The sequence below is a fragment of the Paraburkholderia kururiensis JCM 10599 = LMG 19447 genome, from assembly GCF_003986935.1.
GTDB classification, from domain to species: Bacteria; Pseudomonadota; Gammaproteobacteria; order Burkholderiales; family Burkholderiaceae; genus Paraburkholderia; species Paraburkholderia kururiensis.
Genome location: NZ_RJZE01000014.1, coordinates 102,957 through 127,614, shown reverse-complemented (window position 1 = coordinate 127,614; position 24,658 = coordinate 102,957). Strand labels below are relative to the sequence as shown.

The 24,658-nt window shown below is 64.1% G+C and carries 21 protein-coding genes; 12 read left to right on the top strand and 9 right to left on the bottom strand.

What is annotated here, in order from left to right:
- Positions 1 to 103 precede the first annotated feature (103 nt).
- The 4 genes from PKKP23_RS18155 to purN form a co-directional block, all read right to left on the bottom strand.
- On the bottom strand, positions 104 to 1,300 hold the full coding sequence (locus tag PKKP23_RS18155) for a DesA family fatty acid desaturase (protein WP_026121848.1): 1,197 nt from the start codon (positions 1,298 to 1,300) through the stop codon (positions 104 to 106).
- Between the two features lie 313 nt (positions 1,301 to 1,613).
- Positions 1,614 to 2,978 (bottom strand): mechanosensitive ion channel family protein, encoded by a 1,365-nt coding sequence (locus PKKP23_RS18150; protein ID WP_126877917.1) that lies wholly within the window; start codon positions 2,976 to 2,978, stop codon positions 1,614 to 1,616.
- A gap of 54 nt (positions 2,979 to 3,032) precedes the next feature.
- Positions 3,033 to 4,346: an RsmB/NOP family class I SAM-dependent RNA methyltransferase gene (locus PKKP23_RS18145; RefSeq protein ID WP_126877916.1), complete on the bottom strand. Its 1,314-nt coding sequence runs from the start codon at positions 4,344 to 4,346 to the stop codon at positions 3,033 to 3,035.
- Positions 4,343 to 5,026, bottom strand: a complete 684-nt coding sequence (gene purN / locus PKKP23_RS18140; protein WP_126877915.1) for a phosphoribosylglycinamide formyltransferase — start codon at positions 5,024 to 5,026, stop codon at positions 4,343 to 4,345. Before purN ends, PKKP23_RS18145 begins: the two co-directional genes overlap by 4 nt.
- Positions 5,027 to 5,176: 150 nt before the next feature.
- Between purN and PKKP23_RS18135 the strand changes: the two genes are divergently transcribed.
- The 6 genes from PKKP23_RS18135 to dut all read left to right on the top strand — a co-directional run bounded on the left by PKKP23_RS18135 (position 5,177) and on the right by dut (position 12,700).
- Positions 5,177 to 6,172 carry a bifunctional riboflavin kinase/FAD synthetase gene (locus PKKP23_RS18135; RefSeq protein WP_017776801.1) on the top strand — a complete coding sequence of 332 codons (996 nt, stop codon included), beginning with the start codon at positions 5,177 to 5,179 and terminating at the stop codon, positions 6,170 to 6,172.
- Positions 6,173 to 6,362: 190 nt separating this feature from the next.
- The gene (gene ileS / locus PKKP23_RS18130) at positions 6,363 to 9,200 is read left to right on the top strand and encodes an isoleucine--tRNA ligase (RefSeq protein WP_126877914.1); all 2,838 of its coding nucleotides are present in this window, start codon (positions 6,363 to 6,365) and stop codon (positions 9,198 to 9,200) included.
- Entirely contained in the window at positions 9,200 to 9,700 is a 501-nt protein-coding gene (gene lspA, locus PKKP23_RS18125; RefSeq protein ID WP_017776803.1) for a signal peptidase II, read from the top strand. Before ileS ends, lspA begins: the two co-directional genes overlap by 1 nt.
- Before the next feature lie 100 nt (positions 9,701 to 9,800).
- On the top strand, positions 9,801 to 11,015 hold the full coding sequence (gene coaBC / locus PKKP23_RS18120; protein ID WP_126877913.1) for a bifunctional phosphopantothenoylcysteine decarboxylase/phosphopantothenate--cysteine ligase CoaBC: 1,215 nt from the start codon (positions 9,801 to 9,803) through the stop codon (positions 11,013 to 11,015).
- 181 nt (positions 11,016 to 11,196) lie between these two features.
- Positions 11,197 to 12,198, top strand: coding sequence for an LLM class flavin-dependent oxidoreductase (locus PKKP23_RS18115; RefSeq protein ID WP_126877912.1), 1,002 nt, complete (start codon positions 11,197 to 11,199; stop codon positions 12,196 to 12,198).
- Positions 12,199 to 12,253: 55 nt separating this feature from the next.
- Positions 12,254 to 12,700 (top strand): dUTP diphosphatase, encoded by a 447-nt coding sequence (dut, locus tag PKKP23_RS18110; protein WP_017776806.1) that lies wholly within the window; start codon positions 12,254 to 12,256, stop codon positions 12,698 to 12,700.
- Positions 12,701 to 12,734: 34 nt separating this feature from the next.
- On the opposite strand, the gene PKKP23_RS18105 is transcribed toward dut, so the two are convergent.
- The 3 genes from PKKP23_RS18105 to clpS form a co-directional block, all read right to left on the bottom strand.
- Positions 12,735 to 14,120: an amino acid permease gene (locus tag PKKP23_RS18105; RefSeq protein ID WP_240659055.1), complete on the bottom strand. Its 1,386-nt coding sequence runs from the start codon at positions 14,118 to 14,120 to the stop codon at positions 12,735 to 12,737.
- A gap of 148 nt (positions 14,121 to 14,268) precedes the next feature.
- On the bottom strand, positions 14,269 to 16,566 hold the full coding sequence (clpA, locus tag PKKP23_RS18100; RefSeq protein ID WP_017776807.1) for an ATP-dependent Clp protease ATP-binding subunit ClpA: 2,298 nt from the start codon (positions 16,564 to 16,566) through the stop codon (positions 14,269 to 14,271).
- Entirely contained in the window at positions 16,563 to 16,877 is a 315-nt protein-coding gene (gene clpS / locus PKKP23_RS18095; RefSeq protein ID WP_017776808.1) for an ATP-dependent Clp protease adapter ClpS, read from the bottom strand. Before clpS ends, clpA begins: the two co-directional genes overlap by 4 nt.
- A gap of 592 nt (positions 16,878 to 17,469) precedes the next feature.
- Here clpS and cspD point away from each other — a divergent pair.
- Complete coding sequence (cspD, locus tag PKKP23_RS18085; RefSeq protein ID WP_017776809.1) at positions 17,470 to 17,676, top strand: cold shock domain-containing protein CspD; 207 nt, start codon at positions 17,470 to 17,472, stop codon at positions 17,674 to 17,676.
- 851 nt (positions 17,677 to 18,527) lie between these two features.
- Here cspD and PKKP23_RS18080 read toward each other — a convergent pair.
- On the bottom strand, positions 18,528 to 19,013 hold the full coding sequence (locus tag PKKP23_RS18080; protein ID WP_017776810.1) for a winged helix DNA-binding protein: 486 nt from the start codon (positions 19,011 to 19,013) through the stop codon (positions 18,528 to 18,530).
- Between the two features lie 170 nt (positions 19,014 to 19,183).
- Between PKKP23_RS18080 and PKKP23_RS18075 the strand changes: the two genes are divergently transcribed.
- Positions 19,184 to 20,299, top strand: coding sequence for an LLM class flavin-dependent oxidoreductase (locus tag PKKP23_RS18075; protein ID WP_126877910.1), 1,116 nt, complete (start codon positions 19,184 to 19,186; stop codon positions 20,297 to 20,299).
- A gap of 4 nt (positions 20,300 to 20,303) precedes the next feature.
- Positions 20,304 to 20,825, top strand: coding sequence for a flavin reductase family protein (locus PKKP23_RS18070; RefSeq protein ID WP_240659054.1), 522 nt, complete (start codon positions 20,304 to 20,306; stop codon positions 20,823 to 20,825).
- Positions 20,826 to 20,961: 136 nt separating this feature from the next.
- Here PKKP23_RS18070 and icd read toward each other — a convergent pair whose 3' ends face one another.
- Entirely contained in the window at positions 20,962 to 22,218 is a 1,257-nt protein-coding gene (gene icd / locus PKKP23_RS18065; protein WP_017776878.1) for an NADP-dependent isocitrate dehydrogenase, read from the bottom strand.
- Positions 22,219 to 22,631: 413 nt separating this feature from the next.
- Here icd and PKKP23_RS18060 point away from each other — a divergent pair, with 413 nt between their 5' ends.
- The 3 genes from PKKP23_RS18060 to PKKP23_RS18050 all read left to right on the top strand — a co-directional run bounded on the left by PKKP23_RS18060 (position 22,632) and on the right by PKKP23_RS18050 (position 24,425).
- The gene (locus tag PKKP23_RS18060; protein WP_017776879.1) at positions 22,632 to 23,198 is read left to right on the top strand and encodes a pseudouridine synthase; all 567 of its coding nucleotides are present in this window, start codon (positions 22,632 to 22,634) and stop codon (positions 23,196 to 23,198) included.
- Between the two features lie 290 nt (positions 23,199 to 23,488).
- On the top strand, positions 23,489 to 23,686 hold the full coding sequence (locus PKKP23_RS18055; RefSeq protein WP_042303276.1) for a hypothetical protein: 198 nt from the start codon (positions 23,489 to 23,491) through the stop codon (positions 23,684 to 23,686).
- Between the two features lie 232 nt (positions 23,687 to 23,918).
- Positions 23,919 to 24,425, top strand: coding sequence for a DUF192 domain-containing protein (locus tag PKKP23_RS18050; RefSeq protein WP_126877907.1), 507 nt, complete (start codon positions 23,919 to 23,921; stop codon positions 24,423 to 24,425).
- Positions 24,426 to 24,658 lie beyond the last annotated feature (233 nt).

The window sequence follows — 24,658 nt, the reverse complement described above, 5'->3', positions numbered from 1 at the left end:
GCTTTACAAAAACCCATATGAGGCCGGCAGCCCAAAAAGCAAAACCCCGCCAACGCGGGGTTTTGTGACGTCTTCAAATTTTAATGGATTTTGGATTTTCTGCTCAGGCGTACCGGCGCAGGCGCATGGCGAATTCCTGGAGCGCCTTGATGCCGCTTTGCTCGGCACGGTGGCACCAGTCCTGGAGCTGCGCAAGCAGTTGTTCGCGCGACGCGTTGGAGCGTTCCCAGATCGCCGCCAGTTCGTTGCGCAGTTCGATGAACGTGCGCAGCTTCTGGCTATTCGCGAAGATCTGCGGCAACTGGCGGCGCTGCGGCTCGTCAAGGCCCGCTTCGTCCTTGTGGAACCATTTGCGTGCACTGCGCATGAGCTGATACTTCTCGCGCGCCCCCATTTCCTTGAGGTGCGCGAGTTCCTGGCGATACGCACGCTTGACGGTCTTCGCGTAGCGCGCCATCACTTCGTACCGGTTGGAAAGCACGGCCTGCAGCGTGTCCTGGTCGAGCACCATCTTGCCCTTCGCGAGGCGCGGTGTAGGCGCCACCTTCTTGACCTTCGCGAGACCGACGGCCGACATCAGCCGGATATACATCCAGCCGATATCGAACTCGAACCACTTGCTCGACAGCTTCGCGGAAGTCGCGAACGTGTGGTGGTTGTTGTGCAGCTCTTCGCCGCCGATGAGGATGCCAAGCGGAAAGATGTTGGTGCTCGCGTCGGCCGAATTGAAGTTGCGGTAGCCCCAGAAGTGCGCGAGCCCGTTGACGACGCCGGCTGCCCAGAAGGGAATCCACACCATCTGCACGGCCCACACGCTGAGTCCAACTACACCGAAGAGCGCGACGTCGATCACCATCATCAGGCTCACGCCGAGGATCGGGTAGCGCGTGTACACGTTGCGCTCGATCCAATCGTTCGGCGTGCCATGGCTGAAGCGGCGCATCGTCTCTTCGTTCTTCGCCTCGGCGCGATACAGTTCGGCGCCTTCGAGCAGCACCTTCCAGATGCCGCGCGTCTGCGGGCTATGCGGGTCTTCTTCGGTTTCGCACTTTGCATGGTGCTTGCGATGGATCGCCGCCCATTGGCCAGTGAGCATGCCCGTGGTCATCCACAACCAGAGGCGGAAGAAATGCGCTGCGGCGGGATGCAGATCGAGCGCGCGATGCGCCTGGCAGCGATGGAGGTAAACCGTTACGCCGACGATCGTGACGTGCGTCACCGCGAGCGTGAAAAGCAGGATTTGCCACCACGAAAAGCGCAGCAGTCCGTGGGCCAGAAAATCGAGCAAGGAATTCAACAAGGCACTCTACCTGTGAAACGGAAAACGGAGGAAACGGCCCGGCCGGAGACAGCGCAGCTGTCAAGGAAGTGAAAGCATCAACCGGGTAGCCGCATTCTACTCGAAGCGCTCCAAGTGTTTGTAACAAAGGAGGTTTTTTTGTACGCAGACAACGCCAGCAACCTTACTACGGGGACAGAACGCAAGCTGCGACGCCACTGCATCGCCTTCTTCGCCGTCAGCGCCACTCTCCTCGCGAGCTGGACGCGAGTACGCGGCTGCAAAGCGGTTGCAAAGCCCATGCCGCACCGAGCCGACTCGCCAGCAGGCGCGTTCAGGGTGCCGCAGCAGCGGACCCATCGACGACCGTACGGTCCGTAACGGCCGCGACTTGCGACACTATGTCGCTGCCCCCGCTGCCGACGATGCGCACCTCGCGCTGCGCGTAGGGGATCGAAATGCCGTTCTGCTCGAAGAGCCGCCAGATGTTGAGGTTCACGGCAGAACGCACCGCAGCCGTGCCGTCGGCGGCATTGTCGATCCAGAAACCCACTTCCAGGTTGATGCCGTCCGCGCCGAAGCCCACGAGATAGGCGGCGGGCGCCGGATCGTCGAGCACGCGCGGCACGTCGCGCGTCGCCTCCACAAGCAGCGCCATCGCCTGCTCGATGTTCGCCGTGTACGCGACCTGCACGGGCAGCGCGGCCCGGCCGCGCGTGAGGAACGACGACTGGTTCTGCACGACGTCGGTAATCAGCTTTTCGTTCGGCACGAGCGTTTCCGTGCCGTCGAGGCCGCGCACAACGGTGTAGCGCGTGCGGATCTGCGTGACACGCCCCTGCAAGCCACCCACCGTGATCGCGTCGCCAATGCGCAGCGACCGGTCGATCAGGATGATGAAGCCCGACACATAGTTGCTCGCGATCTTCTGCAAGCCGAAGCCGAGCCCCACGCCGAGCGCGCCGCCGAATACGCCCAGCACCGTGACGTCGATGCCCACGAGCGACAGGCTCATGAGCACCGCCGCCAGCATGAGGAGCGCACGTCCCACGCGCGCGAGCACCACCTTGAGATTCGCGTCGAGCGTCGTGGACCGCATCAGCCGGTCTTCGAGCGCCGCGCCGGCCCAGACGGCCACGATCATCGTCACTGCGACCCACAGCAAGCCGCTGCAGAGCGAGAGCAGCGTCAGGTGCACGTTGCCGACGCGAAAGCGCACGGCGCTCATCCACGTCATCACGTCGTCCTGCACGCCGATCACGGTAAGCACCATGCCCACCCACACGACGAGCGACACAACCTTCTCGACGATGCCGAGCCACACGTGCGTCTCGCCGTCGCGACCGAACACGCGCCGCGCCACGAAAAACGCAATGTAGATGAGCCCGATGCCGAACAGCGGCACGAGTGCGAGGTCGAGCAGCGAGGTATGGATGAACTGGCTCGCGACCACCGAGGTAACCCACACCACCGCCGCACCCACGAGCGGAAAGAACGCCCGGTTGAGGCTTTCGGCGCCGAACCGCAGCGACTCGTAGCGCGTCTGACGCCGCAGGTCGAGCGCGTGCCGCACTACCCGCGCAACGAACCAGGCAACGACGAGCGCCGCGAGCAGCAGCCCGGCCTGCCAGAGGATGACCGGCTGCCCGTAGTCGCGCACCACGTCGCCGAGCATGTGGGAAAACAAACGGTTCTGCATGGTCTGTCTGCTCGCTGCGCCGCCCCGGGATTACCGCGGAGCGGCAATCGCCGCTTACTGTTTTACGGCCGCTGCGTCTGTCGCCACGCCTGCCGCCGTCCCTGCCGCCGCCCCGCGGCGCTCCAGCACCGCCGCGAAAAACCCGTCGGTGCCGTGCCGGTGAGGCCACAGCGAGAGGTAGTCGCCTGTGTCCAGATCGATGCGCTGCTCTGCCAGTACGTCCTTCGCGCTCACCAGCGCAAAGTCGGGATGGTCGGCGAGGAACTGCGTGACGATGGCCTCGTTCTCCGCTTCGAGCAGGCTGCACGTTGCGTAGACGAGCCGGCCGCCCTTCTTCACGAGCCGCGCGGCGCTCGCGAGAATGGACGCCTGCTTGGGCGTGAGTTCCGCCACCGACTCCGGCGTCTGCCGCCACTTCAGATCGGGATTGCGGCGCAGCGTGCCGAGCCCGCTGCACGGCGCGTCCACCAGCACGCGGTCGATCTTGCCCGCGAGGCGCTTGATCTTCGCGTCGTGTTCGCTGTCGATCAGCACGGGATTCACGTTCGACAAGCCACTGCGCGCCAGCCGCGGCTTGAGCTTGGCGAGCCGGCGCTCCGACACGTCGAAGGCGTAAAGACGGCCCGAGGAGCGCATCGCCGCGCCGAGCGCGAGCGTCTTGCCGCCGGCACCCGCGCAAAAGTCGACGATCATCTCGCCGCGGCGCGGTGCGACGAGCGAGCACAGCAGCTGGCTGCCTTCGTCCTGCACTTCGATCCAGCCCTTCTGGAAGGCGTCGAGCTTCGTGAGCGCCGGCTTGCCGGTCACGCGCACGCCGGACGGTGCGAACGGCGTCTCGCCGGCCTCGATGCCGGCCGAGGCAAGTGCGGCGATCACCTGGTCGCGCGTCGCCTTCATCACGTTGGCGCGCAGGTCGAGCGGCGCCGGGTAGTTGAGCGCCGCGGCGAGCTGACCGAGTTCGGCGGCATCGAAGCGGCTTTCCAGCGACTTCACGATCCACTCGGGCAGGTTCATCTGCACACGCAGCGGCAAACTGGCCGGATCGACCTTCGCCACACGCTCGAGCCATTGCGCCTCGTCGTCCGAGACGAACGGACGCACCGCCGAGCGCCCCACGGTCTGCATCAGGCCCAGCAGCGCGAGCCGCCGCGCCGGGTTGCCCGTGCCGCTTTCAGCCAGGTTCGCGAACTCCATGCGACGTCGCAGAACCGCGAACACCGCTTCGGCGATGATGCCGCGCTCGGCATGCCCGAGCTTCGGATGCGCACGGAAGAAGCGGCTCGTGACCGCATCGGCGGGACCGGCGAATTTGAGCACTTCGGCCAGCAGCGTTTCGATCTGTCCGATCAGGAAACCATGGAGCCTCATGTGCCCTCCCCGGTGGTGGATTGTGTATCGGCCGAAGCAGCGGCTGCTTCGTCGGCAAAGAACCATTGCGGCTCGGGCGGCGTGACGGTGACGCGCAGGCCGTCGAGCGCGAGGCGCCCTTCGACGAACCAGCGCACGGCGCGCGGATAAACGACGTGCTCGGCGGCAAGCACGCGTGCAGCAAGGGCGGCGGGGTCGTCGCCGGTGCGCACCGGCACCACGGCTTGGGCAACGATCGGCCCGTGATCGAGTTGCGAGGTGACGAAATGCACCGACGCGCCGTGCACGCGCACGCCGGCGTCGAGCGCCTGCTGGTGGGTCTTGAGCCCCGGAAAGCTGGGCAACAGCGAAGGATGGACGTTGAGCATGCGGCCCGCGTAGCGATCGACGAAGCCCGCCGTGAGCACGCGCATGAAGCCGGCCAGCACGACGAGGTCGGGCGCGAAGCCGTCGATTTCGCGCGCAAGCGCGGCGTCGAACGATTCGCGGTCCGGGAACTGGCGGTGGTCCACCACCGCGGTGGCGATGCCGTGCGCCGCCGCGAATGTGAGGCCGGCGGCCTCCGGGCGGTTGGCAATCACGGCGACGACACGCGCCGGCCACGCTTCACGCGAGGAGGCCCGCACGATGGCCTCCATGTTGCTGCCCCGCCCTGAAATCAGGATCACGAGATTTTTCATCCGGGGATTTTATCATCCGGGCCAGCCAAAAACCGTGCCACGGCGGCGGGGGCGCGCCTGAGCGTTTATAATCTCCTGTTTCGTCGTGCGGCCCTGAGGCCGTCGTGCTCATCCCCCGTCCGTTCGCACGCTAACTGCCTGCCCGCTATCGTGAGAGTCTTCCGCGGTCTTCCCAATGCCGAGAGCCGCGCGCCCTGCGCACTCACCATCGGCAATTTCGACGGTGTCCACCGCGGACATCAGGAACTGCTCGCGCGTGCGCGCGCCGCAGCCGACGCGCGCGGCCTGCCGGTCTGCGTCATGACCTTCGAGCCGCATCCCCGCGAATTCTTCAATCCCGCCAGCGCTCCGCCGCGCATCGCCATGCTGCGCGACAAGCTGGAGGCGCTGCGCACGAACGGCGTGGACCGCGTTGTCGTCGAGCACTTCAACCACACCTTCGCGAGCCAGTCGCCGGACGCCTTCGTGGAACGCATCATCGTGAGCGGCCTGCACGCGCGCTGGGTGATGATCGGCGACGACTTCCGCTACGGCGCAAAGCGCGCGGGCGACTTCGTGTCGCTCAAGGCGGCCGGTAACCGCTACGGCTTCGAAGTGGAGCAGATGCCCACCATCGCGGATCCGTCGGGTGCCCGCATTTCGAGCTCCGGCGTGCGCGCCGCGCTCGTGGCGGGCGACCTCGATGCGGCCCGCGCGGCGCTCGGCCGGCCGTACGTCATCAGCGGGCACGTGGTGCATGGCCTCAAGCTGGGGCGCGACCTCGGTTTCCCGACGCTGAACCTGCCCATCGCCCACAAGCGGCCCGCGCTGGCCGGCATCTTCGTCGTGCGCGTGCACGGCGTCGAAGACGAGCCGCTGCCGGGCGTGGCGAGCCTCGGCCTGCGGCCCACCGTGGACGACTCGGGGCGCGTGCTGCTCGAAGTGCATCTGCTCGACTGGCATGGCGACGCGTATGGCAAGCTCGTGCGCGTCGAATTCCTGAAGAAGCTGCGCGACGAGGAAAAGTACGTCGACCTCGAAACGCTGACCGCAGCCATTGCACGCGACGTCGTCCATGCGCGCGAGTGGTTCGCCGCGGCGGGCGCCGACGCCCCCGGTAGCCGCGCCACCGGCTTCGCCACGTCGGCCACCGACCGAATTAGATGATCGCGGCGCCTACGCCGGGCTCGCACACGTAACCCGGCTCACGCCGACCTGTGCCGCCCACCGCGTTGGGCCCCATGCCCGCAGCGAGCCAGCCGCTGGCGTATGACGGACCTCTGTCCGGCCGCCCGCGCCTCCTTAAGCACCGAACACCACGCGTCACCGCGTCACCCGAATTCACCGTGATCTGACCATGAGCGACAAGAAATCCAGTTCCAAAGCCGAGGCGAAATACCCGGTCAACCTGCTCGACACGCCGTTTCCCATGCGTGGCGACCTGCCCAGGCGCGAGCCGCAGTGGGTCAAGGAATGGCAGGAGCGGAAGATCTACGAAAAGATCCGCGCCGCCAGCAAAGGCCGCAAGAAATTCATCCTGCACGACGGCCCGCCCTACGCGAACGGCGACATTCACCTCGGCCACGCGGTGAACAAGATCCTCAAGGACATGATCGTCAAGGCGCGCAACCTGGCGGGCTATGACGCGGTCTACGTGCCGGGCTGGGACTGCCACGGCATGCCCATCGAAATCCAGATCGAAAAGCAGTTCGGCAAGTCGCTGCCCGCCACCGAAGTAATGCAGAAGGCGCGCGAATACGCGGCCGGCCAGATCGAAACGCAGAAGAAGGGCTTCCGGCGTCTCGGCGTGCTGGGCGACTGGGACAACCCCTACAAGACCATGAACTTCGTGAACGAGGCGAACGAGATCCGCGCCCTCGCGAAGATCATGGAAAAGGGCTACGTGTTCCGGGGCTTGAAGCCCGTGAACTGGTGCTTCGACTGCGGCTCGGCACTTGCGGAAGCGGAAGTCGAGTACAAGGACAAGACCGACCCGACCATCGACGTCGTCTTCCCCTTCGCCGAGCCGGAAAAGACGGCGCACGCGTTCGGGCTCACGGCGCTGCCGCGCGCCGAAGGCGGCATCGTCATCTGGACCACGACGCCGTGGACCATTCCCGCCAACCAGGCGCTAAACCTGCATCCCGAGATCGTCTACGCGCTCGTCGATACGTCGCGCGGGCTGCTGATTTTTGCCGAGGAACGCGTCGAGGCGTGCCTCAAGGACTTCGGCCTGGAAGGCCGCACCCTGGCAACCGCGCCGGGCGCGAAGCTCGCGGGCCTGCGTTTCCATCATCCGCTCGCGTCGGCGCATCCGGGCTACCGGCGTACGTCGCCCGTCTATCTCGGCGACTACGTCACGACCGACACCGGCACCGGCATCGTCCACTCGTCGCCCGCCTACGGCGTGGAAGACTTCGTGTCGTGCAAGGCGCACGGCATGGCCGACTCCGACATCATCAACCCCGTGATGGGCGATGGCCGCTACATCGAGTCGCTGCCGCTCTTCGGTGGTCTGTCGATCTGGAGCGCGAATCCGAAGGTGGTCGAAGCGCTGCAGGCCGCAGGCACGCTTTTGCGCAGCGAAAAGTACACGCACAGCTACATGCACTGCTGGCGCCACAAGACGCCCATCATCTATCGCGCCACCTCGCAGTGGTTCGCCGGCATGGACGTCACGCCGAAGGGCGGCGGCAAGACGCTGCGCGAAACGGCGCTGGAAGGCATCGAGGCCACCGCGTTCTATCCCTCCTGGGGCAAGCAGCGCCTCTACGCGATGATCGCGAATCGACCGGACTGGACGCTCTCGCGCCAGCGCCAATGGGGCGTGCCGATGGCGTTCTTCGTGCACAAGGAAACCGGCGAGCTGCATCCGCGCACGCTGGAGCTGCTCGAAGAAGTGGCAAAGCGCGTCGAGGTGGCGGGCATCGAGGCGTGGCAGTCGCTCGATCCGCGCGAGCTGATTGGCGACGACGCGAACCTCTACGAAAAGAACCGCGACACGCTCGACGTGTGGTTCGACTCCGGCACGACGCACTGGCACGTGCTGCGCGGCTCGCACGCAAACGAGCTGCAGTTCCCCGCCGACCTCTACCTGGAAGGCTCCGACCAGCACCGCGGCTGGTTCCACTCGTCGCTGCTCACGGCGTCGATGCTCGACGGCCGGCCGCCCTATGACGCGCTGCTCACCCACGGCTTCACCGTGGACGGCGAAGGCCGCAAGATGAGCAAGTCGCTCGGCAACGGCGTGGACCCGCATGAAGTGGCCAACCGCCTGGGCGCCGAAATCATCCGCTTGTGGATCGCGTCGACGGACTATTCCGGCGAACTGGCGATCTCCGAAGAAATCCTGAAGCGCGTGACGGAAAGCTACCGGCGCATTCGCAACACGCTGCGCTTCCTGCTCGCGAACCTCTCGGACTTCGACTTCGGCAAGCACGCGCGGCCGGTCTCGGAATGGCTCGAGATCGACCGATACGCCGTCGCACTCACGGCCGGTTTGCAGGGCGACGTGCTCGCGCACTACGACCGCTACGAGTTCCACCCGGTGGTGGCGAAGCTGCTCACGTTCTGCTCCGAAGACATGGGCGGCTTCTACCTCGACGTGCTGAAGGACCGCCTCTACACGAGCGCGCCGGATTCAACCGCGCGCCGCGTCGCGCAGACCGCGCTCTATCACGTCACGCACAGCCTGCTGCGCGTGATGGCGCCGTTCCTCTCGTTCACGGCCGAAGAAGCGTGGAAGGTGTTCCAGCCGAACAGCGAAACCATCTTCACCGAAACGTTCCACGCGTTCCCAGACGTGCCCGACGCCGCCGTGCTGATCGAAAAATGGACGCTGCTGCGCGCGGTGCGCGGCGACGTCACCAAGGCGCTCGAAGAAGCGCGCGTGGCGAACCTGATCGGCTCGTCGCTGCAGGCCGAAGTCGAGATTCGCGCGAGCGGCGCGCGCTACGACGCGCTCGCGAGCCTCGGCGACGACCTCAAGTTCGTGCTCATCACCTCGGCGGCAACGGTCGCGAAGGTGGAAAACGAAGCGGACGAAGGCGTCGAGGTGATCACCTCGAAGTACCTGAAGTGCGAGCGCTGCTGGCACTACCGCGCCGACGTGGGCGTGGACGCGGCGCACCCGACGCTGTGCGGCCGGTGCGTGACAAACCTGTTCGGCGGCGGCGAAACGAGGAGCGCGGCATAATGGCCAGAACCCTTTCGAAGCGAGCCGGCGGTTCGCTGGCGCCCTGGCTGGGCGTGGCGCTGATCGTAATTCTCTGCGACCAGCTCACGAAGATCGCCATCGCGAAGGTGTTCGCCTACGGCGAAGGACGCGTGATAACGCCATTCTTCAACCTCGTGCTGGTGTACAACCGCGGCGCCGCGTTCAGCTTCCTCGCGGCGGCCGGCGGCTGGCAGCGCTGGGCGTTCACCGCGCTCGGCATCGTGGCGGCACTCGTGATCTGCTATCTGCTCAAGCGCCACGCGGCACAGCGGCTCTTCTGCACCGCGCTTTCGCTGATTCTGGGCGGGGCGCTCGGCAACGTGATCGATCGGCTCGCGTATGGCCACGTGATCGACTTCCTCGATTTCCACGTGCGCGCATGGCACTGGCCGGCGTTCAACCTCGCCGACAGCGCGATCACGATCGGCGCCGCGCTGCTCGTGTTCGACGAATTGCGGCGCGTACGCGGCTCGCGCTAGGCGCACGCCGCTGAGCGTCTGAGAAACGTGGGGCGTTCGCGCCCCAGTGCAACGGCCGCCGGCGCACTCGCCGGCGTGGCGTGAGTGTCGGAGACCTGCCTTGGCAACCGCTGAACTCGCTGGAAAACATCTCGTGCTCGGCATGACAGGCGGCATCGCCTGCTACAAGATCGCCGAGCTCACGCGCCTTCTGGTCAAAGCGGGCGCCACCGTGCAGGTCGTGATGACCGAAGCGGCCACGCAATTCATCACGCCTGTCACCATGCAGGCGCTCTCGGGCCGTCCGGTCTACACGAGCCAGTGGGACGCGCGCGTGCCGAACAACATGGCGCACATCGACCTGTCGCGTGAAGCGGACGCCATCGTAATCGCCCCTGCCTCCACCGACTTTCTCGCGAAGCTCGCACACGGCATGGCCGACGACCTGCTCACCACGCTCTGTGTGGCGCGCGAGTGTCCGCTGCTGGTCGTGCCGGCGATGAACCGGCAGATGTGGGCCAATCCGGCGACGCAACGCAACGTGGCGCAACTGCGTGCGGATGGCGTCGAAACGCTCGGGCCGGATTCGGGCCCGCAGGCGTGCGGCGAAGTGGGCGACGGTCGCATGCTCGAACCTGAAGCCGTCTATGAGGCCATCGCCTCGTTCTTCGCGCCGAAGGTGCTGGCCGGACGTCGCGTGTTGCTCACCGCGGGCCCCACGTTCGAGCCTATCGATCCCGTGCGCGGCATCACCAACCGTTCGAGCGGCAAGATGGGCTTCGCGCTCGCGCGCGCCGCGCAACAGGCCGGCGCGGACGTGCATCTCGTCGCGGGTCCGGTCGCCCTCGATACGCCTTGGGGCGTCTTCCGCGAAGACGTGCAGACCGCGCAGCAAATGCACGACGCCGTGATGCGCGCGGTGCCCGACTACGACATCTTCATCGCCGTGGCCGCGGTGGCGGACTGGCGCGTCGATCACGCGAGCGATCACAAGATCAAGAAGACGGCCGACCACCGTCTGCCGTCGTTCACGTTCGTCGAGAACCCCGACATTCTCGCGGCCGTGGCGAGGCTGCCGCATCCGCCGTTCTGCGTCGGCTTCGCGGCGGAAAGCGGCGACCTCGACGTGCATGGTGAAGAAAAGCGCGCGCGCAAGAACGTGCCGCTTCTGATCGGCAACCTCGGGCCGCTCACGTTCGGCCGCGACGACAACGAAGTCGTGTTGTTCGAAGCCAGCGGGCAAACGAAGCTGCCGCGCGCGGACAAGCAGGCACTCGCCAGCACGCTGATCGCCGAGATTGCGAAACGGCTGCCCGACACGAGCCTCATTTCGTAGCGCGCGAGTTGAAGGTCGCGAGTCGGAGCCAAGAGTCAAGGCCGGGAGTCGTCGCCGCCAGCAAGGCCGCGAACGTGCAGCGTTGCCCAACCGCTCACGCTCACCCGCACGCTTGCCGGCCACCCGTCTGTTAGCTCATTCGCGAATTCATCCGCCCAGTCAGCCCCAGGAGCGCAACGCCATGACGCTACTTTCCGTGCTCGATCAAACGCCCGTGATCGCCGGGCATTCAACGGCGGACGCTATCGCGGCCACCCTGGAACTCGCCCAGCTCGCCGATGACCTCGGCTATACGCGCTACTGGTGCGCGGAGCATCATGGGCTGCTCGGCGTCGCGAATCCTTGTCCCGAAGTGATGCTCGCGCGGATTGGCAGCGTGACGAAGCGCATCCGCATTGGCTCGGGCGGCATCATGCTGCCTTACTACAGCCCGTTCAAAGTCGCCGAACAGTTCCTCATGCTTGAAGCACTGTTCCCGAATCGCGTCGATCTCGGCGTGGGCCGCGCACCGGGCGGCGACATGCGTACCGCGCAGGCTGTGGCGGCGGGCGACTACAACCGCGGCGAATTGTTCGCGCAACAGGTGACGGACCTCGTGAGGCTGATGGACGGCACGCTGCCTGCCGACCACCTGGCTCACGGCGTTGTGCTCCAACCGCAGATCGACACGCGTCCGCAGCTCTGGATGTTGGGTTCCAGCGAGTTCGGCGGCGCGCTCGCGGCGCAGCTCGGCATCCGCCTCGCGTTCGCGCACTTCATCAACGCGCACTTCGGTCATCTGGTCGCCAACGCCTACCGTGAGCGTTTTACGGCAGGCCACGAAGCGCAGCCCTGGCTGGCCGCCGCCGTATTCGTGATCTGCGCGGACACGGAACAGCAAGCTGCCGACCTCGAAAAAGCGGTCGATCTGCGCCGCGTGCAAATGGCTTATGGTCTGAACGCGCCCATTCCGAGCACCGAGCAAGGTCTCGCGCAGGAGTACGGCGAGCGCGAGCAGCTTGTGATCGACCGCGAGAAGCCGCGCAGCATCATCGGCACGCCGGAAAAGGTCACGGAAAGACTGTATGCGCTGCAGGAACAGTTCCAGGCCAACGAACTGATCGTGCTGACGGTCGCCGGTAGCTACGCCGCGCGGCTGCGTTCGTATGAACTGCTGGCGCAGGCGTTCCAGTTGCCGCGCTGACCCACGTGTTGCACCCGACGAAGCCTTTGATATCCACCACGAACCAGAAACGTCAATGAAACTCGACCTGAAGATTCTTGATGCGCGCATGCGCGACCAGCTTCCCCAGTACGCGACGCCCGGCAGCGCGGGGCTCGACCTGCGCGCCTGCCTCGACAAGCCGCTCTCGCTCGAACCTGGCCAGACCGCGCTCGTGCCGACGGGCCTCGCCATTCATCTGGCGGATCCAGGCTACGCGGCGCTCATCCTGCCGCGGTCGGGCCTCGGCCACAAACACGGCATCGTGCTGGGCAACCTGGTGGGGCTGATCGATTCGGACTACCAGGGCGAACTGATGATCTCGACGTGGAACCGCGGCCACACCACGTTCACGCTCAATCCGATGGAACGGCTCGCGCAGCTCGTGATCGTGCCGGTCGTGCAGGCGCAGTTCAACATCGTCGATGAATTCGAGACGAGCGAGCGCGGCGCGGGCGGATTCGGCAGCACCGGCAAGCATTGAGGAAGTGCACGGTGGGCGGACCTTGCGCCCGTGGTTACTGCTGCGGCGCGCCCCGCCGATACCACAGTGCGTAAGCCGCAATCAGCACGACCAGGAACGCGAAGCCGTACACGAGCGTCATCCTGAATTCGCGCGTGAACGCCGTAGCGATGAGCACTGCAGCCATCAACACGGCACCGGCCACGCTGCCGACCGGATGCAGGCGCATCCGAAACGCGGGTGCGGGCCCCGCGTAGCGGCGCCGGAAAAAGAGGTGCGTGACGAAAATCATCAGCCACGTGAACATCGCGCCGAACATGGCGATCGACATCATCAGCGGAAACGCGGTCTGCGGGTACAGCGCATTCACCACGGCGGCAACCGCAATGCCGATGGTCGAGAGCCAGAGTGCTGCGGTGGGCACGCCGTGCCCGTTGAGCCGCCCGAAGCGGCCCGGCGCATAGCCTGCGCGCGAGAGGCTGAACATCATCCGCGTCGTAATGTAGAGCTGGCTGTTCATGGCGGAAAGCGCCGCCACGAGTATCACGAAGTTGATGGCGCCTGCAGCGTACGGCACGCCCGTCGCGGCCATCACCTTCACGAAGGGACTTTGGTCCGCGCCGGCCTGAGTCCAGGGAACGATGGCGAGCATCAGCGCGAGCGTCACGAGGTAAAACAGCACGAGCCGCACGAGCGTGGCGCGAAACGCGCGCGTCACGGCACGCTGCGGGTCGCGCGCCTCGGCGGCGGCCACAGCAATGGTCTCGACGCCGAGGTAGCTGAAGAGCGACACGACGGTGCCTACCCAAACGCCCCACCATCCTTTCGGTAGCCAGCCGCCGTGCGACGTGTAATTGGCCAGGCCCACGCCCGACCCTGTGGGCGCCCGCCAGACGAACCAGCTACCCAGCACGATGAACGCCGCAATCGCAGCAATCTTCAAGCTGGAAAACGCATATTCGATGGCGCCATACGCGCGCACGCTCATGGCGTTCACGCCGATCAGGAGCGCCGAGAAAGCGACGATCCACCACGCGCCGGGCACCGCCGGAAACCAGTACTTCATGTAGACCGCGATGGCCGAAACTTCGGTGCCCACGGCGAGCACGTAGGCGGACCAGTACGCATAGCGCACCACAAAACCGGCGAGCGGACCGATGTAATGCCCGGCGTAGGCGCCGAACGAGCCCGAGGTGGGATGCGCGACCGTCATCTCGGCAAGCGCGCCCATCAGCAGCAGCGCGATCAATGCGCCAATTGCATACGACACGAGCACGGCCGGTCCTGCAAATCCAATGGCAAATGCACTACCGAGGAAGAGACCGGTTCCGATGGCGCCGCCAATGGCGATCATCGTCATCTGGCCCGCGCCCAACCCCCGTTGCAGGCCTTTTTCGCGCTCGACAATCGAGTCGAACGTATCGCGTTCACGTGTAGACAACTCTAAAACCCTTGCAATGTGTACCTGGCGGGCCGCATAGCCGATCTCCCCCGGCGAGGAGATTCGCGCAGGCAGGCGCACAAACAGAAACGGCGCGGGCCCAAGAGCCCGCGCCGTTTCGCGATGGACAGTTCCGGAAACGAACCGCTTATTCTACTTCGACAGCCTCCGGATTCGGATTGCGCGGTGCCGGATGTTCGTCGAACGTCAAGGTCACCTTGTCGTTCTCGTCCACGTCGACCGTCACACGGCCGCCGTTCAGCAGCTTGCCGAACAGCAGTTCGTCGGCCAGTGCGCGGCGGATCGTGTCCTGGATCAGCCGCTGCATCGGGCGTGCGCCCATCAGCGGATCGAAGCCGTGCTTCGCCAGGTGCTTGCGCAGTGCGTCGCTGAAGAGCGCATCGACCTTCTTCTCGTGCAGTTGGTCTTCGAGCTGCATGAGGAACTTGTCGACCACGCGCAGGATGATCTCTTCGTCGAGCGAGCGGAAGCTGATGATCGCGTCGAGCCGGTTGCGGAACTCAGGCGTGAACATGCGCTTGATGTCCTGCATCTCGTCGCCCGTTTCGCGACGATTCGTGAAGCCGATGGACGACTTCTGCATTGCTTCGGCGCCCGCATTCGTCGTCATGATGATGATGACGTTGCGGAAGTCAGCCTTGCGACCGTTGTTGTCGGTCAACGTGCCGTGGTCCATGACCTGGAGCAGCACGTTGAAAATGTCCGGATGCGCCTTCTCGATTTCGTCGAGTAGCAGCACGCAATGCGGCTTCTTGGTGACGGCCTCGGTCAGCAGACCGCCCTGATCGAAACCGACGTATCCCGGCGGCGCACCGATCAGGCGACTCACCGCATGGCGCTCCATGTACTCCGACATGTCGAAGCGGATCAGCTCGATGCCGAGCGTGAACGCGAGTTGACGCGCCACTTCGGTCTTGCCGACACCGGTCGGGCCCGAGAACAGGAACGCGCCGATCGGCTTGTCGGTCTTGCCGAGGCCCGCGCGCGCCATCTTGATGGCGGCGGAAAGCGCGTCGATGGCCGGATCCTGCCCGAACACCACGGCCTTGAGGTCACGGTCGAGCGTCTGCAGTTTGCTGCGGTCGTCCTGCGACACGCTTTGCGCCGGCACGCGCGCGATCTTGGAGATGATTTCCTCGATCTCGGTCTTGCCAATCGTCTTCTTCTGTTTCGACTTCGGCAGAATGCGCTGCGCCGCGCCCGCTTCGTCGATCACGTCAATGGCCTTGTCCGGCAGATGACGGTCGGTGATGAAGCGCGCCGACAGTTCAGCCGCCGCCGAGAGCGCACCCGACGAGTACTTCACGCCGTGATGCTCTTCGAAGCGCGACTTGAGGCCTCGCAGAATCGCCACCGTCTGCTCGACGGTAGGCTCCGTCACGTCGATCTTCTGGAAGCGCCGCGACAGCGCCGCATCCTTTTCGAAGATGCCACGATATTCGGTGAAGGTCGTCGCGCCGATGCACTTGAGCGTGCCCGACGAGAGTGCAGGCTTGAGCAGATTCGACGCGTCCAGCGTACCGCCCGATGCGGCACCCGCGCCGATCAGCGTGTGAATTTCGTCGATGAACAAGATGGCGTGCGGACGCTCTTTCAATTCCTTGAGCACCGTCTTGAGACGTTGCTCGAAGTCGCCGCGGTACTTGGTGCCGGCAAGCAGCGCGCCCATGTCGAGCGAATACACCTGCGCGTCCGCGAGAATGTCGGGCACTTCGCCGCGCGTGATGCGCCATGCAAGCCCTTCGGCAATCGCGGTCTTGCCCACGCCGGCTTCGCCGACGAGAAGCGGGTTGTTCTTGCGCCGGCGGCACAGCACCTGCACCACACGCTCGACTTCCGCCTCGCGCCCGATCAGCGGGTCGATGCGGCCGTCTTTGGCCATCTGGTTCAGGTTCTGCGTGAATTGCGCGAGCGGCGTTTCCTTCTGCGCGGCCGCCTCTTCGGACTCGGCATTGGCGTCGCTTGCCTTCGCCGCGTCGCTACTGTTCGTCTTCGCGATACCGTGCGAAATGAAATTCACGACATCGAGGCGCGTGACGCCCTGCTGCTGCAGGTAGTAGACGGCGTGCGAATCTTTCTCGCCGAAGATCGCGACGAGCACGTTCGCGCCCGTCACTTCCTTCTTGCCGTTGGACGTAGACTGCACGTGCATGATCGCGCGCTGAATCACACGCTGGAAACCCAGCGTAGGTTGCGTATCGACGTCGTCCGTGCCTGGCACGGTAGGCGTGTTGTCGTGAATGAAGTTGCGCAGGTTCTGGCGCAGGTCTTCAATATTGGCTGCACACGCGCGCAGCACTTCTGCGGCCGTGGGATTATCCAGCAGGGCCAGCAGCAGGTGTTCGACCGTGATGAACTCATGCCGTGCCTGGCGTGCTTCCATGAACGCCATGTGCAGGCTGACTTCCAGTTCCTGGGCAATCATGCTTCCTCCATCACACACTGCAGCGGATGCCCGGCCTGCCGTGCGTGGGTAACTACTTGCTCAACTTTGGTCGACGCAATGTCCCGCGTATAGACCCCACATACCCCCCGACCCTCACGATGGACCTTGAGCATGATCTGCGTCGCGGTCTCGCGATCCTTATTGAAATACTCCTGCACGATCATCACGACAAATTCCATTGGCGTGTAGTCGTCATTCAGCAGCACCACCTTATACATGGAAGGCGGTTTCAGCTTTTGTTCCTGCCGCTCCAGTACGGTGCCGTCCTGCTTGTCCGGGATAATCGCCATACACCCATTCTAAACAACTCGGGCAGGCCCGCAATCCTGCCGAAACCCGACCGGCCGGCCGGCGACCGATGCACGCGCACCCGGCGTGCCAGGCCTCGCGCACCCTGTAACCAGACCGGCTGCGGCACCGGTCGTTCCGGGATACTCCCGCCCCTCGCCGCGGCACATAACCGCGCCGGGAGAGGTTCGAATCGAGTATCGCACAACCCGCGCCAGGGCGTGGGCCACAAAAAATGCCGCTGCGGCAGCCACTGAGGCGGCCCGCGCGACATAGTTGCGCGCCCATGAACATACCCATGCCATATGCGAGGATTATGCGGTTTTTCAAGTCAGGCACCTTGCGCCACCGCACATAAGAAAAGCCGTGGAAACCCTGGAAACCGATTCTTTTACAACGCTGTGGGCCACCCCACAAAATGTGCTTGACACTTGAATAAAGAGCCTCAACAATCAAGCTGGCACTTTTTTCACTGCCTCATATTTTCGAAAAAATGCCGTTGGTGAGCTTGTGAGGAGGGGACGGCCGCATATGTGGCCGTCGAGCTTTTCGAGCGTGCTCGTGGTAGTGACATGAGTTACAGGGGAAGTTGGTATGGCAACTGGTACGGTCAAGTGGTTTAACGACGCGAAAGGTTTCGGATTCATTACGCCCGACGAAGGCGGCGAGGATCTGTTTGCTCATTTCTCGGCTATCCAGATGAACGGTTTCAAGACCCTCAAGGAAGGCCAGAAGGTAAGCTTCGAGGTCGTGCAAGGCCCGAAGGGCAAACAGGCATCGAACATCCAGGCAGCTGCCTGAGACGATTCGATCCCGCTCCTCGAAACCCGGCTTTGGCCGGGTTTCTTTTTTTGTGCGCCTGATCGGTGCACAGTGCGAGTCAAACGCACCGCGAAGTCCTGGTCGGTAGGGAACACTTCCCGTATCGACGGATGCAAACTGGCAGGGTTCCCTTCGAAAACGTTTTCATACCGTTCGCCTTCGTCATCGTGGCGAGCGCGAAATGAAACACCTGGCATGCGCGGAACGCAGGCAGGGTGTAAATGATGACGTCGCTACAGCGCGGCCGGACGAAACGAAGTCGTGGTATCCGAAGACCGCGCGGGCGCCAGAACACACCAGCCGGTCCATAGACAAAGGCAGCACGCGCCGACAAGGCGCCCAGATGTCACGGCGCAACTCCTCGCACCGTGCTTGAGGCAGGCTCGGATGCTCGACTGCGTCCCGAACGCCAAACTTCAAGGATCAATCGTCAAGGTCCGATCCCGACTGCACATCCGCGCCCTCACCCGTCAAAACTACGGAACAGCTTGATCTTCCGGGTGATGCCCGCGTCTGATCGACCAGGTGCCCGCGACGGCCAGCACAGCGCGCCATGGTCTGCATCGTTGCTCGCTCGGTATTCGCTCAAGAAGCCCGCGTGGACCGCAGATGCTCCGGCATTCTCCCGAGCCCGCTATTCGATGGTCCGCGAGTTGCTCGTGTGCAGCCAACATCGCGCGGTCACCACATTCATCCGCCCCCCCTCCATCGGATGGTGTTTTCCCCTAGCCGAAATCGGTTGCAGCCGAAAATCGGCTGCTCTAGGATTCGATCAAATAAATATTCAATGTGAAATTTGATTTGAAAGACTGCGATCAAGAACTCCAGAGTTAGCGCCGCCGATGGAACGTTGCGACCTCACGCGTGGCGGTTTCGTACACGCGCTCCATTTGTTCGAGGCAGGCCGTGGCAGCGGTAGCCGCGGACTGGATGCCCGAGGTCGACTGGGCCATCTTGAGCAGCACGCTGCGGCGTAACGCTGCGTAGTCTTCGCATACGCGCGCGCCTTCCGATGTCGTGGAGTAGTACACGCCGGTGCGTGCCGTGCCGTTCTTTTCGATCAGGCCGGACTTGATCAGCTTACGTAGTTCGTACTGCATATTAGCGACGTCTTGCCGATTGGTCATATGCAGTAAATCGCGAATGGTCTTGGGCCGTTCGTGCATGTGAATGACGTGCATCAGTGCGTTTTCCTGTCCGCTCAGCGCGACGCCGAGGACGGCACCCATGCATTCGGACTGCCAGCGTGAAAACGACTGATTGAGCCGCATGACGGCGTATTCGAGATCGGTGATCTCGACGCTGAAATCGTCCATCGCGAGATGCCAGCGATGTTCGGCAGTAGCAGCGTTTTTCGGGGTTCTGCGTGATCTTTCGGTCATTGCGGAATCGCGCGGTTGCGGCCTGTGCCGTCGACTGGGTTGGGACGGTGGGACCGCCGCGAGGCACCCGCCGTGTGGATAAATTTTACTGCGACAGGATGGATATGAGACGAATTCTGAACACCAGGGATTTCATTCTTGGCACATTCGCGACGAACTGCTCGGGCGGGATGTCGGTGACGAAGATCGGCGAGCGCTGGGACAACTCCTGGGAGAATAACGAGAAACTCGCAGTGATGCTGGACGAAGCCGGCATCGACTTTATGCTGCCCATCGCGCGCTGGATCGGCTACGGCGGCGAGACCGACTTCCACGGCTCCGTGCTGGAAACGATGACGTGGGCTGCGGGCCTGCTCGCGAAGACGCGCAACCTCACGGTCTTCGCGACCATTCACACGGCAGCCAACCATCCCGTGGTCGTGGCCAAACAGATCGCGACGCTCGACCAGATCGGCGCGGGACGCGCCGGACTCAACATCGTGGCGGGCTGGAACCGCCCCGAATACGAAGCGCTCGGTCTGCCGCTCGCGACGGGTCACGACAAGCGCTACGCGTACGCCCAGGAGTGGTTCGATATCGTGCAGAAGATCTGGACCCACGAAGGCCCGTTCAACTGGGATGGCGCGAACTTCCAGTTGAAGAACGTCTACGGCCTGCCTCGCCCGTGGAACGGCGAGCGTCCGCCTATCCTGAACGCCGCGGGTTCCGGCGAGGGGCGCGACTTCGCCATCGGCAACGCGAATTTCCTGTTCACGCCGGCAATCGACCTGGAGCGGTCCCGCGCGGAAGTGGCCGACCTCAAGCAGAAGGCTGCCGCAGCGAACAAGGCGGTAAACGTGTTGACGTTCTCGCACGTGGTCTGCCGCCCTACAGAAGAGGAGGCGCGCCAGTATCTCCAGTACTTCGCACAGGACAACGCAGACTGGGGCGCGGTCGACAACCTCGTCGCGCTCCAGTTCGCGAATGCGCACTCGTTCCCCCACGACCTGCTCGCACTGATCCGCGACCGCATGGCGGCCGGACATGGCGGCTTTCCGCTCGTCGGGACCCCGCAGCAGGTCGCCGCGGGTCTGATTTCGCTTGCAGAAGCCGGCTTCAAAGGCACGACGCTGTCGTTCGTGGATTACGTCAAGGAATTCCCGTACTTCCGCGACACGGTACTGCCCATCCTGGAGGCACACGGGCTGCGCAGCCCGCGTGAAACGCGCCGTGCAGCCTGACGCCTTGAACGATACACCGGCACTGAGCAAACGCTTCGTGCAAGCCATGCGTGGTTTTGCGGGGGCGGTTTGCGTCGTGACGGTCGCGGACGGCGACGAGCGCAGCGGCTTCACGGCGACCTCGGTGACTTCGTTTTCAGCGGAGCCGCCCATGGTGGTGGCGTCGCTGAAAGCCACCAGTTCCTCTGCGGGACTGCTGTCGCGCACGCGGCGCTTCGGCGTGAACCTGCTGCGCACCGAGCATCGCGCGATTGCCGAGCGCTTCACGGGCTTTCGCGGCGAGCAGGGCGCCGCACGCTACGGCAACGACGAGTGGGTGCAGATGACGCCAGACGGCGCGCCGCTCCTTGCGGACAGCGTCGTCGCCATGGACTGCGAGGCGGAGGAGTTACTCGTGCGCCACGGGCACATTCTCGTCATCGGCCGCGTACGCGCGCTCGCGCGCGACGAATCGGCGCCAGGCCCGCTGGTCTACTGGCAAGGGCAATACACGACGCTTGCCAGAACATTGGCAGGGGCAAGCTGACGCGTCGGCTTGCATGGTGGGGAACTGTCGCCGCGCTACTGTTACGGCCTGGGCAACAAAAAACCCAGCTAGACCAGAGATCTAGCTGGGTTTTTCACATCTCGCGGGACGTTGCCGAACGTCCCGGCACCAACGCTTACATGTTTTCGATCAACACCTGACCGAAGCCCGAGCAGGAAACCTGCGTCGCGCCTTCCATCAGACGCGCGAAGTCGTACGTCACGCGCTTCTGCAGAATCGACTTTTCCATCGCCGAAATGATGACGTCGGCCGCTTCGGTCCAGCCGAGGTGGCGCAGCATCATTTCAGCCGAGAGAATTTCCGAGCCCGGGTTCACGTAGTCCTTGCCCGCGTACTTCGGCGCCGTGCCGTGCGTAGCTTCGAACATGGCGACGGAGTCCGACAGGTTCGCGCCCGGCGCGATACCGATGCCGCCCACCTGTGCCGCCAGCGCGTCCGAGACGTAGTCGCCGTTCAGGTTCAGCGTGGCGATCACGTCGTATTCGGCCGGACGCAGCAGGATCTGTTGCAGGAACGCGTCGGCGATCACGTCCTTCACGACGATCTCGTTGCCCGTCTTCGGGTTCTTGAACTTCATCCACGGGCCACCGTCGATGAGCTCCGCGCCGAATTCCTTCTGCGCCAGCGCGTAGCCGTAGTCACGGAAAGCGCCTTCCGTGAACTTCATGATGTTGCCCTTGTGCACGAGCGTGACCGAGCGGCGGTCGTTGTCGATCGCATACTGGATCGCCTTGCGCACCAGACGCTCCGTGCCTTCGCGCGAAACCGGCTTGATGCCGATGCCCGACGTTTCCGGGAAGCGGATCTTCTTCACGCCCATTTCTTCGCGCAGGAACTTGATGATCTTCTTCGCCTGCTCGGATTCGGCGGCCCATTCGATGCCGGCGTAAATGTCTTCCGAGTTCTCGCGGAAGATGACCATGTTGGTCTTTTCCGGCTCGCGCACCGGCGACGGCACGCCCTTGAAGTACTGCACGGGGCGCAGGCAGACGTACAGGTCGAGTTCCTGGCGCAGCGCGACGTTGAGCGAGCGGATGCCACCGCCCACCGGCGTGGTCAGCGGGCCCTTGATCGACACCACGTATTCCTTGAGCACTTCGAACGTCTCTTCCGGCAGCCAGACGTCCGGGCCGTAGACCTTGGTCGCCTTCTCGCCGGCATAGATTTCCATCCAGTGGATCTTCTTCTTGCCCGCGTACGCCTTTTCGACCGCCGCGTCGACCACCTTGATCATCACCGGCGTGATGTCGACACCCGTACCATCGCCTTCGATGTACGGAATGATCGGCTGGTCGGAAACATTGAGCGAGTAATCCGCGTTGACAGTGATCTTGTCACCGCCGGTCGGAACCTTGATGTGCTGATACGGCATGATCGACTCCAGTGATGGCTGTGCTGGTGGAAGCGGTTTGGGCCTGCGGAACCGGGGCGCGGCCTGCCGGCAACGGGCCGGCGGCGCGGGACTGCTGGCGGCCGGCAGCCTGAGCGCAACAGCTGCCTCTCGCGTGGAGAGCGCCGGTCTGCCTCACGCGGCCAGGCCGCTATTCTAGCCCACGCTGGAGCGAGAACGCGGCGCCGGCACGCATGCCGCCATGCCACAACGCGACGGGACCGCAACCCACGAACACGATGCGCCATGCCACACGTATTGCCCGGTTCAGTCTTGAGTCTTATATAAGACAAAAGAGTTGGCGTTTCATATTATGCATTAATATCTCGTCATTTGCCATAGAACCGGCCCGTCGGCGGCTCCATCCCGGCGACCCTCGGTCGCGCCTCATTCGCATGCGTCTCATCGCCCTCAACAAGCCGTTCGGCACCATCTGCCAGTTCTCGCCTCACGAAACCCGCCCGTCGCTCGCCGACTGGGTGAAGGTGCCGGGCGTGTATCCCGCGGGCCGGCTCGATGCCGACAGCGAAGGCCTGTTGCTGCTCACGGACGACGGCGCGCTGCAGACCCGCATCGCCGAACCACGCCACAAACTCGTGAAACGCTACTGGGCCCAGGTGGAAGGCGCACCGGACGACGCCGCGCTCAAAGCGCTCGCGCGCGGCGTCGACCTGGGCGATTACGTGACGCGGCCGTGTCGCGCCGAATTCGTCGAACCGCCCGGCACGCTCTGGCCGCGCACGCCGCCTATCCGCTATCGCGCGGCCATTCCGACCACCTGGATCGAGCTCGCGATCACAGAAGGCAAGAACCGTCAGGTGCGGCGGATGACCGCGGCCGTGGGGTTCCCTACCTTGCGGCTGGTGCGCGTGGGCATCGGCGCCCTCGACATCTTCTCGCTCGGGTTGCAGCCCGGCGAAAGCATGGACCTGCCGCCCCGTGCACCGTGGGATGGCGTCTGATCGCTCGGATAACGGTGTCATGACGAGCAAACATTCGTTACAACAGCACGCGTCAACCGGCTCGCAACACGATGCGTTATTGCTCGCAGATGCCCCCGAAGCTATCCGGCATTCAGCCTTCAGGTCCTTCCCGCCTGCCTCATAAGGCGCACGGGACGGTTCCGACCGCTGGCAGCAGCAAGGACAAATTTGCGCCGGCTACTGTCAACCGAAAGGTGGATGGCACGTTTACCGTCGTGACTCAATGACCGGGTCACTTGGTTAATTAACTCAAGCTGAGGATTCAAAACATGAACAAACTGATCGCCGCTCTGGTCGCTGGCCTGTTCGCAACGGCTGCTTTCGCACAAGCTTCGGCTCCGGAAGCTGCTTCGGCTGCTCCGGCTGCTGCTGCTTCGTCGGCTCACAAGGCGAAGAAGACCCACAAGGCAAAGAAGTCGCACAAGAAGGCAGCGAAGGCTGAAGCCGCTTCGGCCGCTTCGGAATAAGTTGCTGTAAAAACGCAGTCAAGAACACGCAGTTCTGCCGTTCTTACGGCGTTGAAAGGCAGATCACCCTCGAGGCGATCTGCCTTTTGTTTTTGGAGCGACGCTTTGCGCCACCCGCTTTGGCCACCCAGCGGGCCACGCGATATCCGGCCGCACCGTCCGTCTTTTGACCCATCTTGACGCGCTCGCGTAACATGCGCGGGTTACTCTTTCTCGCCCAAGGAGCCCTCTCGTGCGAATCTTCCTGCGCTCGCTGATTGCGCGCCTCGCATTGGCCGCTGTACTGCCCGTTGCCGCCGTGTCGCTTGCCCTTGCGGGCGCGGGTAACGCCGAGGCGCAGCAGATGCCGCCCGGCGCGAAACAACCCAGCGAGTTCCCACGCGTGAAGCTCACCGTGGGCATGTTTGTGGTCGATGCCGCGGTCGCGGCCAACGACGCCGATCGCGAACAGGGCCTCATGTATCGCACGCAGCTCGCGCCGAACGAAGGCATGCTGTTCGTGTTCAACGAAAACGCGGTGCATTGCTTCTGGATGAAGAACACGCTGATCCCGTTGTCGATCGCGTTCATTCGCGCCGACGGCACGATCACCGACGTCGATGAAATGCAGGCGGAAACCACGAATAACCATTGCCCGCGCAACAACGGTGTCTATGCACTCGAAATGAGCAAAGGCTGGTTTCAGTCGAAGGGCATCAAGCCCGGCATGAAGATTCAGGGGCTGCCCCAGCCGCAATAACGCGATGTAACTCGATGGGAGGCGGAGCGCTCGATTTGCGCCCGTCCCGCATCGTTCGGACGAATGGGCGTCGTCGAGTACCGGCTACAGCGGACCATGCCAGGCCCGCTCTGCCGACGACGCCATCCAACCTTCAGCCAGGGCAAGGCCGGTGACGTGAATGGCACCGGCTTTTTTGCGCCGGCGCGTTCTCTCTCCACCGGGCGTCAGTCGCGCACTCTTCCCGCACCGCT

Excerpts from the sequence above, each read along its gene's own strand:
- PKKP23_RS18150 (WP_126877917.1), bottom strand. The coding sequence starts at position 2,978 with ATGCAGAACCGTTTGTTTTCCCACATGCTCGGCGACGTGGTGCGCGAC.
- PKKP23_RS18145 (WP_126877916.1), bottom strand. The coding sequence starts at position 4,346 with ATGAGGCTCCATGGTTTCCTGATCGGACAGATCGAAACGCTGCTGGCC.
- purN (WP_126877915.1), bottom strand. The coding sequence starts at position 5,026 with ATGAAAAATCTCGTGATCCTGATTTCAGGGCGGGGCAGCAACATGGAG.
- ileS (WP_126877914.1), top strand. The coding sequence starts at position 6,363 with ATGAGCGACAAGAAATCCAGTTCCAAAGCCGAGGCGAAATACCCGGTC.
- lspA (WP_017776803.1), top strand. The coding sequence starts at position 9,200 with ATGGCCAGAACCCTTTCGAAGCGAGCCGGCGGTTCGCTGGCGCCCTGG.
- PKKP23_RS18115 (WP_126877912.1), top strand. The coding sequence starts at position 11,197 with ATGACGCTACTTTCCGTGCTCGATCAAACGCCCGTGATCGCCGGGCAT.
- dut (WP_017776806.1), top strand. The coding sequence starts at position 12,254 with ATGAAACTCGACCTGAAGATTCTTGATGCGCGCATGCGCGACCAGCTT.
- clpA (WP_017776807.1), bottom strand. The coding sequence starts at position 16,566 with ATGATTGCCCAGGAACTGGAAGTCAGCCTGCACATGGCGTTCATGGAA.
- clpS (WP_017776808.1), bottom strand. The coding sequence starts at position 16,877 with ATGGCGATTATCCCGGACAAGCAGGACGGCACCGTACTGGAGCGGCAG.
- cspD (WP_017776809.1), top strand. The coding sequence starts at position 17,470 with ATGGCAACTGGTACGGTCAAGTGGTTTAACGACGCGAAAGGTTTCGGA.
- PKKP23_RS18080 (WP_017776810.1), bottom strand. The coding sequence starts at position 19,013 with ATGGACGATTTCAGCGTCGAGATCACCGATCTCGAATACGCCGTCATG.
- PKKP23_RS18075 (WP_126877910.1), top strand. The coding sequence starts at position 19,184 with ATGAGACGAATTCTGAACACCAGGGATTTCATTCTTGGCACATTCGCG.
- icd (WP_017776878.1), bottom strand. The coding sequence starts at position 22,218 with ATGCCGTATCAGCACATCAAGGTTCCGACCGGCGGTGACAAGATCACT.
- PKKP23_RS18060 (WP_017776879.1), top strand. The coding sequence starts at position 22,632 with ATGCGTCTCATCGCCCTCAACAAGCCGTTCGGCACCATCTGCCAGTTC.
- PKKP23_RS18055 (WP_042303276.1), top strand. The coding sequence starts at position 23,489 with ATGAACAAACTGATCGCCGCTCTGGTCGCTGGCCTGTTCGCAACGGCT.